Origin of the sequence: Halalkalibacter okhensis (assembly GCF_000787375.1) — a bacterium.
Classification (GTDB): domain Bacteria; phylum Bacillota; class Bacilli; order Bacillales; family Bacillaceae_D; genus Halalkalibacter; species Halalkalibacter okhensis.
This window is the reverse complement of sequence record NZ_JRJU01000014.1, coordinates 86,891-101,138: the sequence shown is the minus strand read 5'-3', so window position 1 is coordinate 101,138 and position 14,248 is coordinate 86,891. Positions and strand designations below refer to the sequence as shown.

Here is a 14,248-nt window from a genome sequence, read left to right as displayed (position 1 = left end):
AATAAAGTTCCAGATTCCTTTTCGCTTGGGATACGTCCTTTCGGTGGTGGTTCATGGTCTGTTGACCTCCCAATACAATTGGCAGGTAATAGCAATGTGTATTCAATTAATCTCGCAAAGGAAACCAGTGGCTTAACAATGCATTATGAAACGATCTCTTTCTTTCCTACATCCACTGAACTAGCTCTGCAGCATGATATCCCTGAAGACAAATACGAAAAATATGCTAGTCAGATTATTCAGTACCAAGTAATGGATGACAAAGGCCGTGTTCTGCAACCAATTAGTGGAGGCGGTGGTGGTGGTGGCGCTGTTAATGGGATCATTACCGGACATTATAAACACTATTTTGAACCTCTTGATGATATCCCATTATACGTAACAATCAAACCGTACGCTTTAGAGAGGAGTACGAATTCTCCTGAAAAGGTGAGAGCAAAATGGGATGGAACGGAGACGATGCTCTCTCAAGGAGATATTGGTCAGTTAAGTATTTTAGATGCTAAAGAGGAGAACGGTGTGATTACTTTCAGAGTTGAAACCAAGGGGCAAAACGCCAATGAACAAGCAAGTACATTTTGGCTTGAAGATGAAGAAGGAACAATGTTTGAGCGCGTGGAATTTGCTTCTAGGATAGAGGGTTCCATCAACCAATACCAAAGTTCATTTAAAATACCATCAAATCAGAACGATATATATGTAACAACCATTAAGATGAATTCTCTTAACTATTATGAAGATTTGCAAGTAAGAATTAAATTGGAATAAAATCATAATTGGGGCTAGAGCTTTAGTTTTAAGCTCTAGTCCCATTTTGATCCAAAATATAAATCTCTGGTGAATACATTAATTATTTAGGATGGAATTTTTTTGAAATATATTAACCATTAATTCAAAGCCAGCATATCTCGCATATCCTCTTTTGCAGTAGTAATCAACTTCAGATCAAATGCCTCTTGCAATACATTTAAAACGCCTGGTGTAATCCACTCCGGTGGTTTTGGTCCAATTCGAATGTCTTTGATTCCTAAGCTGAATAAACCAAGTAAGATCGCAACAGCTTTTTGCTCAAACCATGATAAGACAATGCTTACAGGTAACTCATTTACTTCACAGTCAAATGCTTCTGCTAAAGCAAGTGCTATTTTTACTGTTGATACAGAGTTGTTACACTGCCCTAAATCAATATAACGAGGAATGCCTGTATCAGCTACCGTTCCAAAATCATGATCATTGAATCGAAACTTTCCACAGGAGGTCGTTAAAATGACCGTATCGTTTGGCAGTGATGTTGCTAGTTCACGATAGTATTTGCCTCCAGGACCTGGCGCATCACAACCAGCGATCACGAAAAATCGTTGAATTTTACCAGCTTTTACAGCATTAACAATTTCGGGTGCAATTCCGATTACGGTGTTATGGTGGAATCCGGTCGTTAAGACTTCTCCACTCTCCATATTTGCATCAGGTAGAGCTAATGCTTTTTCGATTAAAGGGGTAAAGTCGTCATTCAAGATTTTTTCTACGCCTTCTAACCCAGCAATATCATACGAGAAGAATCTGTGTGAATAGCTCCCTTTAATGGGCATAACACAGTTAGTCGTTGCAAGAATAGCTCCAGGAAATTTCTCAAACAAACGACGTTGATCGAACCATGCCTTCCCTATGTTTCCTTTTAAATGCGGATATTTTTTTAGTTCAGGGTAGCCGTGAGCTGGAAGCATTTCTGAGTGTGTATAAATATTAATTCCTTTCCCATCTGTTTGCTTAAGCAATTCTTCTAATGCAAATAAATTGTGACCTGTTACAATAATCGCTTTTCCTTCAACTTTGTTCTGAGAAACAGTGATAGGTTCCGGAATACCTAATCTACTTGTATGAGCCTGGTCTAACAGTTCCATCACTTTGACAGCAGAGCTTCCCACTTTCATCGCCATATCAATATGTTCTTGCATGTTAAAATTCGAGTTTGTTAATGTCATATACAATGCTTCATGTGTTGTAGCATCTACCTCTGAGTCAGAGAATCCCAATTGTCTAGCATGAGTTGCATATGCAGCAATTCCTTTTAACGCAAAAACAAGTGTATCTTGTAAACTGGCAATATCTTCATTCTTTCCACAAACACCTATGATGTTACAGCCTCCTGTTGGTGTTTGCTCACATTGATGACAAAACATGTACATCCCCTCCAAATTTCAATAAAATAAATGCTTTTATAAGATGTATTTTATATACTCCTTTATAGGGTCGCTGTGACATTCATCACAATTTTGGAAAACTTATCTAACTTATCTCCGTACGCTGAGACTATTACATAGGACCACATGCATGATAAAAAGCACTCGAATTTATAAATTCGAGTGCTTCACATTTTATCTGCTTCTTAGTAACATTTTAGCTTCCAGTACTGCTTTTTCCGTTGGAGGATCCACATCTTCTAAAGCATACTCTAACCCTAGTTCTTTCCACTTATAAACACCTAATTTGTGGTAAGGCAGCACTTCGACTCTCTCCACATTTTCTAGCTTATCGATAAAAAGCCGTAAGTTCTTTAAATCTTTTGCATCATCAGAAATGCCAGGGACTAATACATGCCTAACCCAAATAGGGATGTTTTTATTTGATAGAAACATAGCAAATTTTAAAATGTGGTCATTTCTCATTCCTGTTAAAGCATGATGCTTATCGGGGTCTATATGCTTAATATCTAACAAAATTAAATCTGTCAGTGATAATAGTTTATCTAGCTTTCGTAAAAATTCAGGATGTTCTTGGAAACAGCCTCCAGATGAATCAATCGTCGTGTGGATCCCTATTTCCTTACATTTCGTAAATAGTTCGATAAGGAAATCGAGGTGAAGCAATGGCTCTCCTCCCGAAACGGTAATTCCTCCACCACTACTTTCAAAGTAAGGCAAATATGAGTTCAAATCATTAACGATCTCATCTACAGTAATGTCTTTTCCTTCACCAATTTTCCACGTATCTGGATTATGACAGTATTGACAGCGCAGCAAGCAGCCTTGCATGAAAACAATATATCGTAATCCTGGACCATCAACGGTTCCACAAGTTTCTATTGAATGAATTTTTCCAATCATCATTTATCCCTCATTTTCCTAGATAACCAAGGCGACACAAAGCCCCCGCTAGTTACTATCATTTTTTTGTTTTTAGCTGGGGGCATTTAATTTACAAAGATTCGTGGAATGTACGGTTAATAACGTCAATTTGTTGGTCACGTGTTAACTTAATAAAGTTAACAGCATAACCGGAAACACGAATCGTTAATTGTGGGTACTCTTCTGGATGTTCCATCGCATCAATTAATGTATCACGGTTAAATACATTAATATTTAGGTGATGCCCCCCTTGTTTTGCATAACCATCTAGAATTCCCACTAAATTTGCTGTTTGATCTTGATCTTCTTTACCTAATGCCTTTGGTACGATACTGAACGTATTTGACACACCATCAAGTGAATACTCATAAGGAATCTTCGCAACTGATGTTAGTGAAGCAAGAGCTCCTTTTTGATCGCGACCATGTAGCGGATTTGCCCCTGGAGCAAACGGTTCACCAGCTTTTCTTCCATCAGGTGTGTTTCCTGTTTTCTTCCCGTATACCACATTACTAGTAATGGTTAATACTGACATTGTCGGAATCGCATTACGGTATGTTTTATGCTTTTTCAATTTAGTCATAAATGTCTTCACTAATGAAACGGCAATGTCATCGACTCGATCATCATTGTTTCCGTATTTCGGATAATCGCCATCAATTTCGTAATCAACAGCAATTCCTTGTTCATCACGAATAACTTTTACTTTTGCATGTTTAATTGCACTTAAACTATCTGCGGTTACGGATAATCCAGCAATCCCACACGCCATTGTACGAATCACTTCTTTGTCATGAAGAGCCATTTCGATCCGCTCATAACTATACTTATCGTGCATATAGTGGATGATGTTAAGCGTATTCATGTATAGTTCCGCCAACCAATCCATAACTTTATCGAAGTTCGCAACGACTTTATCATAATCTAAATATTCATCTGTAATGGGTGTTAATGCAGGCCCAACTTGCAATTTTAACTTTTCGTCAATCCCACCATTGATTGCGTATAAAAGTGTTTTTGCCAAGTTTGCACGTGCTCCGAAAAACTGCATTTGTTTACCTATTTTCATTGCACTTACACAACATGCAATTCCATAATCATCGCCGTAGCTTGCTCTCATAAGATCATCATTTTCGTATTGAATTGAACTTGTTTTAATCGACATATTTGAGCAATACTCTTTGAACCCTTTAGGAAGCTGATTCGACCACAATACGGTCAAGTTTGGTTCTGGTGCTGGTCCTAAGTTGTCTAATGTATGCAAGAATCGGAATGAGTTTTTCGTTACTAGCGGCCTACCGTCCACACCAACTCCACCAATTGATTCTGTTACCCATGTTGGGTCCCCGCTAAACAATTCATTGTAATCCGGTGTTCTAGCAAATTTCACTAATCGGAGTTTCATAACGAAATGATCAACAAGCTCTTGAGCTTCCATTTCTGTTAAAGTACCTTCCTGTAAGTCACGCTCAATATATATATCTAGGAACGTAGAGACACGGCCTAAGCTCATTGCTGCTCCATTTTGCTCTTTGATCGCTGCTAAGTAAGCAAAGTACAACCACTGGAACGCTTCTTTCGCCGTTGTAGCTGGTTGTGAGATATCAAAACCATAACACGCTGCCATTTCCTTTAATTCCTTAAGCGCTCTAATTTGTTCAGCTATTTCTTCACGGTCACGTATCACATCTTCTGACATGATCGAACCAGTTGTATTTAAATCATCTTGCTTTTGTTTCATTAAGAAATCTACTCCGTAAAGGGCTACTCTACGGTAATCTCCAATGATCCTTCCTCGTCCATAAGCATCCGGAAGACCTGTAACAATTCCTGCCTTACGAGCCATTCTCATCTCTGGAGTATAGGCATCAAATACGCCTTGGTTATGTGTTTTGCGGTATTTCGTAAAAATCTCTTCTACTTCAGGTGATAATGTATATCCATATGCGTTGCACGAATCAGCAGCCATTCGAATGCCGCCAAATGGTTGCATTGATCTTTTAAAAGGTTCATCCGTTTGCAAACCGACAACTTGTTCAATTTCTTGATTTAAGTATCCTGGCCCATGAGATACAATCGTTGAAACGATCGATGTATCCATGTTTAATACGCCACCGTTTTCACGTTCTTTTTTACTAAGACCCATAATTTGATCCCATAATTTTCGCGAATGCTCTGTTGCTTCTTCTAAAAATTCATTATTTCCTTCATATAAAACGTAGTTACGTTGAATAAAATCTCTCACATCAACATCTTTTTGCCATTTCCCTTGTTTGAAAGTTCTCCAATAGTTCATTTTCATTCACCCTCGCTCTCTAAATCTTCATTAAATGTGAAATCATTCACATGGTTGGGTGTATAACGACTTTTTGATTTTCTACTCTGATCTATACACCTAACCACTCGCTCGCTATTTAAATCCTTTTATTACCTTACACATATAAGATTAATAGATTATTGACTTAAACAATGTGATATTTATCACAAACCTAACTCTCATTCGTGACAAATTTTTGAATAAGTAAAGTGACATTAAATAATTAAATACACATCTTCCCCACTAACTTCAATTGGATATGTTTTGACCTGGCCCCTATCAGGAGCTTGCACTTTTCCATCAATAAGAGAAATAATCCAGTCATGAATTGGACAATAAACATATTCCCCACTCACGAGACCGTCAGCCAATCTTCCACCTTTTGGATGCGGGCTTTTATTTTCAATAGCTCTTACATTTCCATTTGAAAGTCGAAATACAGCCATTTCATTATGACCTATGACAAAAACTTGCCCAATCATACTTGGTAAGTGATCATATTTACAAATGTTAATTCGAGTTCCAGTTGAAATCATTAGAATCAGCTCCCTCTATTTTTAAAGTTTTAATAATTCATGCTTTGAATAATAAGCATGACGGATTTCTTCGTCTTCCACAGCTTTTTTCCAAGGCTCTTCATATCGTGCAAGCGTTTGATTTAATCTCTCATTTAACTCATTTCTTGTTTTTTCATTGGCTAAGACTTCCTTGACATGGTCTAACCCGATACGCTCCACCCATGTAGAAGTTCGCTCCAAATATAGAGCTGTTTCACGGTAGTATTGTAAATACGCTCCTGTGATTTCATAGACTTCTTCTTCAGTTTTCACTTTACATAACAAGTCTCCGGCTCTTAAATCTGTTCCTCCATTCCCTGCTACATAAATTTCCCATCCTCCATCAAGACCGACAATTCCTACATCTTTAATTCCTGCTTCTGCACAGTTTCGTGGACAAGCAGACACACCCATCTTCACTTTATGCGGAGTATCAAGGCGTTCAAAGCGTTTCTCTAATTCAATTCCCAAACTCATAGAATCTTGAGTACCAAAACGGCAGAATTGTGCTCCAACACATGTTTTTACTGTCCGGAGCGTTTTTCCATACGCATAACCAGAAGGCATACCTAAGTCTTCCCAAACAGCTGGCAATTGCTCTTTTTCTAATCCATATAAACCAATTCGTTGTCCACCGGTTATCTTTAATAGTTGCACATCATACTTCTCAGCGATATCGGCTAATTTACGTAAATCTTTTGCTGTTGTTACACCGCCGTACATTCTCGGAATGACTGAATACGTACCGTCTTTTTGAATGTTTGCATGCATTTTTTCATTTACTAAACGTGAATCTCTTTCATCCACGTAGTCAGGATATATCATTCCTAAGAAATAGTTAAGCGCAGGTCGGCATTTTGAACATCCTTCTTCATTTTTCCACTGCAATACATTCATGACTTCTTTGAACGTTGTTAATCCTTTTTCACGGATCTCTTCCACTACTTCATCACGGCTTAATGTTGTACATCCACATACGGTCTTTTTCTCGACTGTTTGCGCAAATTCATCTCCAAGAGTGTAGGCAATTATGTCTTGAATGACAGGTTTGCATCTTCCACATGAACGGCCCGCATTCGTGCATCCTCCGACTTGTTCAACTGTTGTGACCTCTTCTTCTTGGATGGCGTTAACAATCGTTTCTTTACTAATCCCATTACATCCACAAACAACCTCATCATTCGGCATGCTAGCCACATCATTTTTGTCAGATGCTTCTTGAGATTGAAGGAATGAAATAGAAGTAATGTCCGACACGTCTTGTTTCTCATTCAGCATTTTAAACAATCGGTTGCTATCTTTTGTATCACCGTATAAAACAATTCCTACTATACGATCATCACGTACTAATACTTTTTTATAGATTCCTTCGTATTCATTGTGAACAACAATGGCTTTAGACGTATTATCATCATAAATTTCACCAGCTGAGAAAAGGTCAATTCCTGAAACTTTTAATTGTGTTCCAGTGATAGAACCTTCATATCCTTGATCTTTCTGATTGCAAAGTACTTGGGCCAACACTTTCCCTTGCTCATAAAGAGGAGCTACGAGACCGTATACGATTTCTCTATGTTCTGCACATTCACCCACTGCATACACATGTGGGATGTTTGTTTCCATAAAGTCATTAACAACAATCCCTCTATTTACATAGATTCCGCTATCTTTTGCAAGACTAACATTTGGTTTGATCCCAGCTGCCATCACAATTAAATCAGCTTCAGTTTCTGTACCGTCTTTAAAGCGAATGCCTTCGACTCGGTCTGTACCTGATAGTTCAATTGTTGCTTTTTCCATGAGAAAATTCATGCCTTGTGCTTCTAATTCTTTCTTCAACATAGTTGAAGCGACCGCGTCAAGTTGGCGTTCCATCAAGTGTTCCATTAAATGAACAACATCTACTTTCATTCCTAAATGGATTAACCCTTTTGCAGCTTCCAAACCAAGCAGTCCTCCACCTATGACGACAGCTTTCTTGTAATGCTTAGCTACTTTGATCATTTTTTCACAATCTTTAATATCTCGAAACCCAATGACGCCTTCTTTATCTGCACCAGGTACTGGCAAGATAAAAGGGAGAGACCCTGTTGCTAAAATTAATTCATCATAAGCTAATTCTTGCCCCTTATCAGAGATGACCAGCTTTTTGTTAGTGTCTATACCAATTACTGCCTCACCGGTAAAGAGCTCAATATTATTAGACTCGTACCAATTTAGGTCATTAATAATCGTTTCATCAAAAGTCGTGTTTCCTTGTAGGACATTTGATAGTTGAATACGATTATAGTTAGGATGAGGCTCATTTCCAAAGATTGTTATCTCATATAAATCATGGTTAAGTTTTAAAATCTCTTCTATGACGCGAACGCCTGCCATACCATTTCCAATCATGACTAACTTTCTCTTTCCCATCTCAAATCCCTCCACTTGTTCATCGCTTCACATTGTTTGTATCTAATGCTTATTGTAGGGCATAAATCTTTTCTATCATGTGAGAAAGATCACAGATCGAGAAATTAATGTTCAGTATTTCACATTCATCTGTCTTTTACAACGATTCATATTTATTATTCAAATTTTTTCATAAAGCGTTTTACTTAATTTCTTCCTATTATTTATGCAACAAGAAACGAACCAAGTTGCTTTTTAATTATTTGAATATGTGACATTCATCACTTTCATGAGAGACTTTCCTTTGTATGATTTGAGTGTGAAGAAAAGATGTATTTAAAATATATTAATCCATCATTGGGGGAAGTATCATGGGAAGAATAAAAGAATGGAATCCAGAGAACAAAGAATTCTGGGAAAAAGAAGGAAAAAGGCATGCTAAAAGAAATTTATGGATCTCAGTACCAACACTTATGCTTGCATTTATCGTTTGGCAAATTTGGTCGGTTGTTGCGGTCAGATTGAATGACATTGGCTTTGCATTTACAGATGAACAATTGTTTACATTAGCAGCTATTCCCGGACTTGTTGGTGCATCACTACGATTTGTATATACATTTGCTGTAGGGAAATTCGGTGGTAGAAACTGGGTCGTTTTCTCAACAGGGGTACTATTAATCCCTACACTAGGTATTGGTTTTGCAGTTCAAAATCCTGATACACCTTACTGGGTTATGTTGCTGCTTGCAGCATTGTGTGGACTTGGTGGAGGAAACTTCTCTTCTGCACTAGCAAACATCAGTTTCTTTTTCCCGAAAAAAGAAAAAGGAACTGCCCTTGGTATTAATGGCGGACTAGGAAATATGGGGGTTTCTGTTGTTCAATTTGTGACACCACTTATTATTGCAGTGAGTACATTTGCCTTTATTGGTGGAGAAAGTCAAGTGTTAGCAAATGGCCAGGAAATTTGGTTACAAAATGCTGCATTCATTTGGGTCATACCAATTGCTGTGATGACAATTGTTGCGTATTTCGGAATGGATAACTTACCAACTGCACAGCAATCAGTGAAAGATCAATTTGTTATTGTTAAACGGAAGCATACTTGGATTATGACTATTTTATACGTAGCTACATTCGGTTCATTTATTGGGTACGGAGCGGCATTCCCATTATTATTACGCTCTCAATTTCCAGACTACGTTGCATTAGCCTTTTTAGGTGCTTTTTTAGCAGCAGCATTTAGACCGGTAGGAGGATGGGTTTCTGATAAATTTGGTGGTGCAAGAGTAACAGCTTACGTCCTGGTTGCAATGACCCTTGGAGCTCTTTCTGTTATTTACTTTATCGGTCAACAAAATTTTGCTGGGTTTCTATCATCGTTCTTGCTTTTATTTATTGCAGCAGGAATGGGATCTGGCTCAACTTTTCAAATGATCCCGATTATTTTCCCGGTTAAAGAAGCCGCTCCTGTTCTTGGATTTACAGCAGCGTTTGCCGCTTATGGATCATTTTTTATCCCACAATTATTTGGTTGGTCTGTTTCCACAACGGGTACACCCATTTCAGCATTGTATTATTTCATTGCCTTTTATGTAATTTCTATCGGTCTTAATTGGTATTACTATCAAAGAAAAAATGCAGAAATACGTTGTGACGATATTAGCAAAAATGCTGCATAAAAAAATTAAAGCAATGCTCTCAAATAGTGAGCATTGCTTTTTACTTTGCTATCTATTTTTGTACATTCATGTGTTGTTGTATAAATGCCCAATTTTGAGGAAATGGTAACCGTGTTTCCCAATAAGTTGAGCCTACTAACCCATAGAAATCAATCATTTTGTATTTCTCTTCATAGCTGCGTATGTCTTCAAACCAGACAATATGCCCTTCTATTCCAATCCAATATAAAAAGGTAGGTGACATGGCTGTTGAATCAAAATTTATTACTGCCCCAGAATTTATCGCAAGATTTTGAGCATCATTTAAAGACCACCCTCTTGTAATATTTGTCCCTTCGATCCAATCATAGCCGTACATTGGCAGAGCAATTTGTAGTTTGCTCCGATCAATTTCTGTTAATGTATAACGAATAACCTCTTCTACCCACCAAATCGGACTCACTGGATTGGGGGGGCCACCCGGATACCCGTAATCGATAGTCATGACTGCTACTATATCAGCTGCTTCACCAATTTGACGATAATCATATCCTCCGATAATCGGATTCGTAGGGATATCAACTGTTTTGGCATGAACATTCACATGGAGGACTAAATCGCCTAATGCTAATTTTAATTCACGTAGAAATATAACAAAATCATTGCGTCTCGTTGGTGGAATAAATTCAAAATCAACACTAATTCCGCCATAGTCCTTTTCCTCGACAAAATTCATTAAACTTTGAATAAGGTTCGCCCGATAAGATGAATTTTCTAGTACTATACCAGCTAACTCTGCACTAAACTCTCCATCTGCGGATATATTTCGAATCATTAACAATGGAACTACATTTAATTGACGAGCTCTAGTCGGAATTTGATCATCGGGAAGGTCAACATACACCCATCCTTCATCTGTAAAAGAATACGAAACAACCGCTAAATACGTTAATTGATTTGCAAACTGCTCAAATATGGAAAGAAAATAAGGAATAGAATAAGGGACGAAAAATCCTAATGTGGTCATGTTCATTTTTAAAGGTGTTGGGATAGTAATTCTTTGACCAACTTGAAGAAAATTAACGTTTAACTGTGGGTTGGCTGCTAAAATGGCTTCAACCGTGGTTTGATACCTTATTGCCAAGGACCAGAGCGTATCTCCAGGAATAATTTCATAGAGGCGTCTTGTCAACGTATCACCGGGAATATATAGAGCTAATCCTGGGCTAAGTAAAGAAGACTCTAAACCATTGACTTCCAATAAGGTAGGAATAGGAACGTTATAAAGTTGCGAGATTCTCCACAGTGAATCATTGGTTTGTACAATATGAATAGCCATTCTCTCCCCCCTTTTTTCACATTTTATGGAAGAATGATTAGCATATGCCTATAGTTTACTTTCTTAGAAACATCGTCGCACAAAAAAACCTAATCAAGTTGAATGATTAGGTTTTTTGCTTATACGTTTTAAAAGCTAGCGTTACATTATGTCCACCAAATCCTAATGAGTTTGAAAGGACAACGTTAACCCCTCGTTCTTTCGCAACATTTGGAACATAATCTAAATCAAGTTCTTCATCAGAAGTTTCATAATTGATTGTTGGTGGAATGACTCCATCTCTCATTGTTAACAATGAGAAAATCGCCTCAATCGCTCCGGCTGCACCAAGCAGATGTCCTGTCATTGATTTTGTTGAACTAATGGAAAGCTGATATGCATGGTCACCAAACACTTCCTTTATAGCGGCTGTTTCGTATAAATCATTATAATATGTGCTTGTCCCGTGAGCATTAATGTAATCAACTTCCTCAGGAGATAGCCCACTATCAGAAAGAGCTAATTTCATTGCTCGTTGGCCACCTTCCCCTTCTGGTGCTGGAGTTGTAATATGGTGGGCATCTCCTGTTGCTCCGTAGCCTACCATTTCTCCATAAATCGTAGCCCCTCGTTCTAAAGCATGCTCTAACTCTTCTAAAATCAACACACCTGAACCTTCTGCAATGACAAATCCATCACGATTTTTATCAAAAGGACGACTAGCAGTTTTGGGATCTGGATTGGTAGATAAAGCCGTCATATTGGCAAAACCAGCAATCGTCATATCCGTAATTGCAGCTTCCGTACCACCAGTGATCATGGCGTCAGCTTGACCATTTTGAATAACGCGGAATGCATCACCAATGGAATTAGCTCCTGATGCACAGGCCGTTACCGAACAATTGTTAATTCCCTTTGCACCGGTCTCAATTGACACTCTTCCTGATGCCATATCTGGAATTAGCATCGGTATAATAAAAGGACTTACACGCTTTGGACCTTTGTCTAAAAAGCGTTTATGCTGCTCCTCAAACGCATCTAGCCCTCCAATTCCAGAACCAATCCAGACTCCTACACGCTGAGAATCAATATTCTCACCTATTCGTAGTTTGGCATCAGTCACTGCCATCTTACTTGCTGCAATAGCCAATTGTGTGAATCGCGCCATTCTTCGAGCTTCCTTTCCATCCATGAACTCAGATGGAACAAATTCTTTCACTTCACCAGCAACTTTTACATTAAACTGATCAGCATCCACTCTACTAAGTGGTCCAATACCAGAAATGCCTTGTTTCAAATGATTCCAAGTTGTATCAGCATCATTACCTAACGGTGTAACAGCTCCTATCCCTGTAACAACCACTCGTCTTGTCATATGCTTACTCCCCTTTTAAATTATTTTCCCCACCTTAAACAAATAGAACCCCAAGTCAAGCCACCACCAAAACCAACCATGACAATGATATCGTCTTCATGAATGTTATCATTTTTTAATTCTGAATATAGTGCTAGTGGAATCGAAGCAGCTGATGTATTTCCATGCTCTCTGACCGTTGTTGACACTTGCTCTTTCTCAAGTCCAAACCGTTCTCTTGCCGCTTCAATAATTCTCATATTTGCTTGATGCGGAATAAGAAAATTGACCTCTTCTTTTGATAATCCAGCCTTTTCCACAACATGGAGACTAGATTCGGGTAGCCGTCGTACTGCAAACTTAAACACTTCTCTTCCATTCATTTCTACGCAATTTGATTCTTTCCCAACTAGTAAATGTTCAGAACCACTTCCATCAGCACCTAAATCATATGATAAAATACCTCGTTGTTCTGAAACCGTACTCAATACAACGGCTCCAGCACCATCACCAAATAAGACGCACGTATTTCGATCAGACCAATCAATGATTTTAGAAAATTTTTCACTACCTATAACCAAAACATTTCTGTATGTCCCACTTTGAACAAATTGTTGGCCAGTAACAACACCATATACAAAGCCTGAACAAGCCGCACTAATGTCCATTGCTGCAGCATTTTGGATTTCTAATGCACCTTGGACTAAACAAGCCACAGATGGAAACGAATAATCCGGAGTGGCCGTCGCTACTAAAATTAAGTCGATCTCTTCAGCCTCTACTCCAGCATCACTGATCGCCTCTTTCGCAGCCATTATTGCCATATGAGACGTATCCATATCATCACATGCTATTCTACGTTCCTCAATTCCAGTCCTTGATCTAATCCATTCATCAGTTGTATTTACACGATTTTCTAAATCACGATTTGTGACAATGTTATTTGGAACATATGCACCAATTCCGATGATACCGACACGTTTCATTTCATCACCCTAACTATTTTTATGACTAGGTCATAATATCTCCTATAAACTATTCTACAGCATGGTCTTCAAAAATTGAAGACCGTATTATTTTTATTTGAATTTATTTGGTTAAAAGACATACTTGTCGAACATTTTTATTTTAAATGCACGAATCTTGTCTTTTTTGAAGCAATAAATAATCAAATGAAAAAACTCTTAAATTATTACTAAACTATCAAAAAACCTCTTTAGTAAGCAATGGTAAAGGAGGTATAGTGCTTTGTGTCTTCTTGCTTATTTATCTTAATCTCCTGCACTTTAGAAAACATAGGTCCCTTTTTTACAGCTTGAATGAATCTAGCAATATCCTCCCTTTCCCCTTCTGCATCGATTTCTACTGATCCGTCATCTAAATTCCGTACTGTTCCATTAATGTGATGCTTTAAAGCCTCATGCTGAGTAAAATACCGAAAACCAACACCTTGAACTTTTCCAAGAACAATTGCCTTGTAACGTACTAACATATAATGACCTCCTTTTCTATAACACTACAT

Annotated in this window: 11 protein-coding genes; 2 read left to right on the top strand and 9 right to left on the bottom strand. The window is 38.0% G+C overall.

The genetic code is table 11. The features are described 5' to 3' along the window. Positions 1 to 96 precede the first annotated feature (96 nt). Positions 97 to 768 (top strand): DUF5643 domain-containing protein, encoded by a 672-nt coding sequence (locus LQ50_RS11920; protein WP_034629457.1) that lies wholly within the window; start codon positions 97 to 99, stop codon positions 766 to 768. Between the two features lie 119 nt (positions 769 to 887). On the opposite strand, the gene hcp is transcribed toward LQ50_RS11920, so the two are convergent. The 5 genes from hcp to nirB all read right to left on the bottom strand — a co-directional run bounded on the left by hcp (position 888) and on the right by nirB (position 8,414). Further along, entirely contained in the window at positions 888 to 2,180 is a 1,293-nt protein-coding gene (gene hcp, locus LQ50_RS11915; RefSeq protein ID WP_034629454.1) for a hydroxylamine reductase, read from the bottom strand. A 195-nt stretch (positions 2,181 to 2,375) separates the two neighbouring features. Next, positions 2,376 to 3,107 carry a pyruvate formate-lyase-activating protein gene (gene pflA / locus LQ50_RS11910; RefSeq protein WP_034629452.1) on the bottom strand — a complete coding sequence of 244 codons (732 nt, stop codon included), beginning with the start codon at positions 3,105 to 3,107 and terminating at the stop codon, positions 2,376 to 2,378. A gap of 88 nt (positions 3,108 to 3,195) precedes the next feature. Then, complete coding sequence (pflB, locus tag LQ50_RS11905) at positions 3,196 to 5,421, bottom strand: formate C-acetyltransferase (protein ID WP_034629448.1); 2,226 nt, start codon at positions 5,419 to 5,421, stop codon at positions 3,196 to 3,198. A gap of 236 nt (positions 5,422 to 5,657) precedes the next feature. Next, a complete protein-coding gene (gene nirD, locus LQ50_RS11900) occupies positions 5,658 to 5,978 on the bottom strand; it encodes a nitrite reductase small subunit NirD (protein ID WP_034629445.1) in 321 nt (106 codons plus the stop codon). A 21-nt stretch (positions 5,979 to 5,999) separates the two neighbouring features. After that, positions 6,000 to 8,414: a nitrite reductase large subunit NirB gene (nirB, locus tag LQ50_RS11895; RefSeq protein ID WP_034629443.1), complete on the bottom strand. Its 2,415-nt coding sequence runs from the start codon at positions 8,412 to 8,414 to the stop codon at positions 6,000 to 6,002. 350 nt (positions 8,415 to 8,764) lie between these two features. On the opposite strand from nirB, the gene LQ50_RS11890 reads away from it, so the two are divergent. After that, complete coding sequence (locus tag LQ50_RS11890) at positions 8,765 to 10,075, top strand: NarK family nitrate/nitrite MFS transporter (RefSeq protein ID WP_034629440.1); 1,311 nt, start codon at positions 8,765 to 8,767, stop codon at positions 10,073 to 10,075. A gap of 52 nt (positions 10,076 to 10,127) precedes the next feature. Here the strand turns inward: LQ50_RS11890 and LQ50_RS11885 are convergent, their stop codons facing one another. The 4 genes from LQ50_RS11885 to LQ50_RS11870 form a co-directional block, all read right to left on the bottom strand. Further along, positions 10,128 to 11,393 (bottom strand): LysM peptidoglycan-binding domain-containing protein, encoded by a 1,266-nt coding sequence (locus LQ50_RS11885; protein ID WP_034629437.1) that lies wholly within the window; start codon positions 11,391 to 11,393, stop codon positions 10,128 to 10,130. A gap of 106 nt (positions 11,394 to 11,499) precedes the next feature. Beyond that, positions 11,500 to 12,747, bottom strand: coding sequence for a beta-ketoacyl-ACP synthase II (gene fabF, locus LQ50_RS11880; RefSeq protein ID WP_034629435.1), 1,248 nt, complete (start codon positions 12,745 to 12,747; stop codon positions 11,500 to 11,502). Positions 12,748 to 12,767: 20 nt separating this feature from the next. Next, positions 12,768 to 13,712, bottom strand: a complete 945-nt coding sequence (locus tag LQ50_RS11875) for a beta-ketoacyl-ACP synthase III (protein ID WP_034629432.1) — start codon at positions 13,710 to 13,712, stop codon at positions 12,768 to 12,770. 230 nt (positions 13,713 to 13,942) lie between these two features. Continuing rightward, positions 13,943 to 14,218, bottom strand: coding sequence for an acylphosphatase (locus LQ50_RS11870; RefSeq protein ID WP_034629430.1), 276 nt, complete (start codon positions 14,216 to 14,218; stop codon positions 13,943 to 13,945). Between the last annotated feature and the right edge of the window lie 30 nt (positions 14,219 to 14,248).

Coding starts and splice junctions, on each gene's coding strand:
- hcp (WP_034629454.1), bottom strand. CDS start 2,180: ATGTTTTGTCATCAATGTGAGCAAACACCAACAGGAGGCTGTAACATC.
- pflA (WP_034629452.1), bottom strand. CDS start 3,107: ATGATGATTGGAAAAATTCATTCAATAGAAACTTGTGGAACCGTTGAT.
- pflB (WP_034629448.1), bottom strand. CDS start 5,421: ATGAACTATTGGAGAACTTTCAAACAAGGGAAATGGCAAAAAGATGTT.
- nirD (WP_034629445.1), bottom strand. CDS start 5,978: ATGATTTCAACTGGAACTCGAATTAACATTTGTAAATATGATCACTTA.
- nirB (WP_034629443.1), bottom strand. CDS start 8,414: ATGGGAAAGAGAAAGTTAGTCATGATTGGAAATGGTATGGCAGGCGTT.
- LQ50_RS11890 (WP_034629440.1), top strand. CDS start 8,765: ATGGGAAGAATAAAAGAATGGAATCCAGAGAACAAAGAATTCTGGGAA.
- LQ50_RS11885 (WP_034629437.1), bottom strand. CDS start 11,393: ATGGCTATTCATATTGTACAAACCAATGATTCACTGTGGAGAATCTCG.
- fabF (WP_034629435.1), bottom strand. CDS start 12,747: ATGACAAGACGAGTGGTTGTTACAGGGATAGGAGCTGTTACACCGTTA.
- LQ50_RS11875 (WP_034629432.1), bottom strand. CDS start 13,712: ATGAAACGTGTCGGTATCATCGGAATTGGTGCATATGTTCCAAATAAC.
- LQ50_RS11870 (WP_034629430.1), bottom strand. CDS start 14,218: ATGTTAGTACGTTACAAGGCAATTGTTCTTGGAAAAGTTCAAGGTGTT.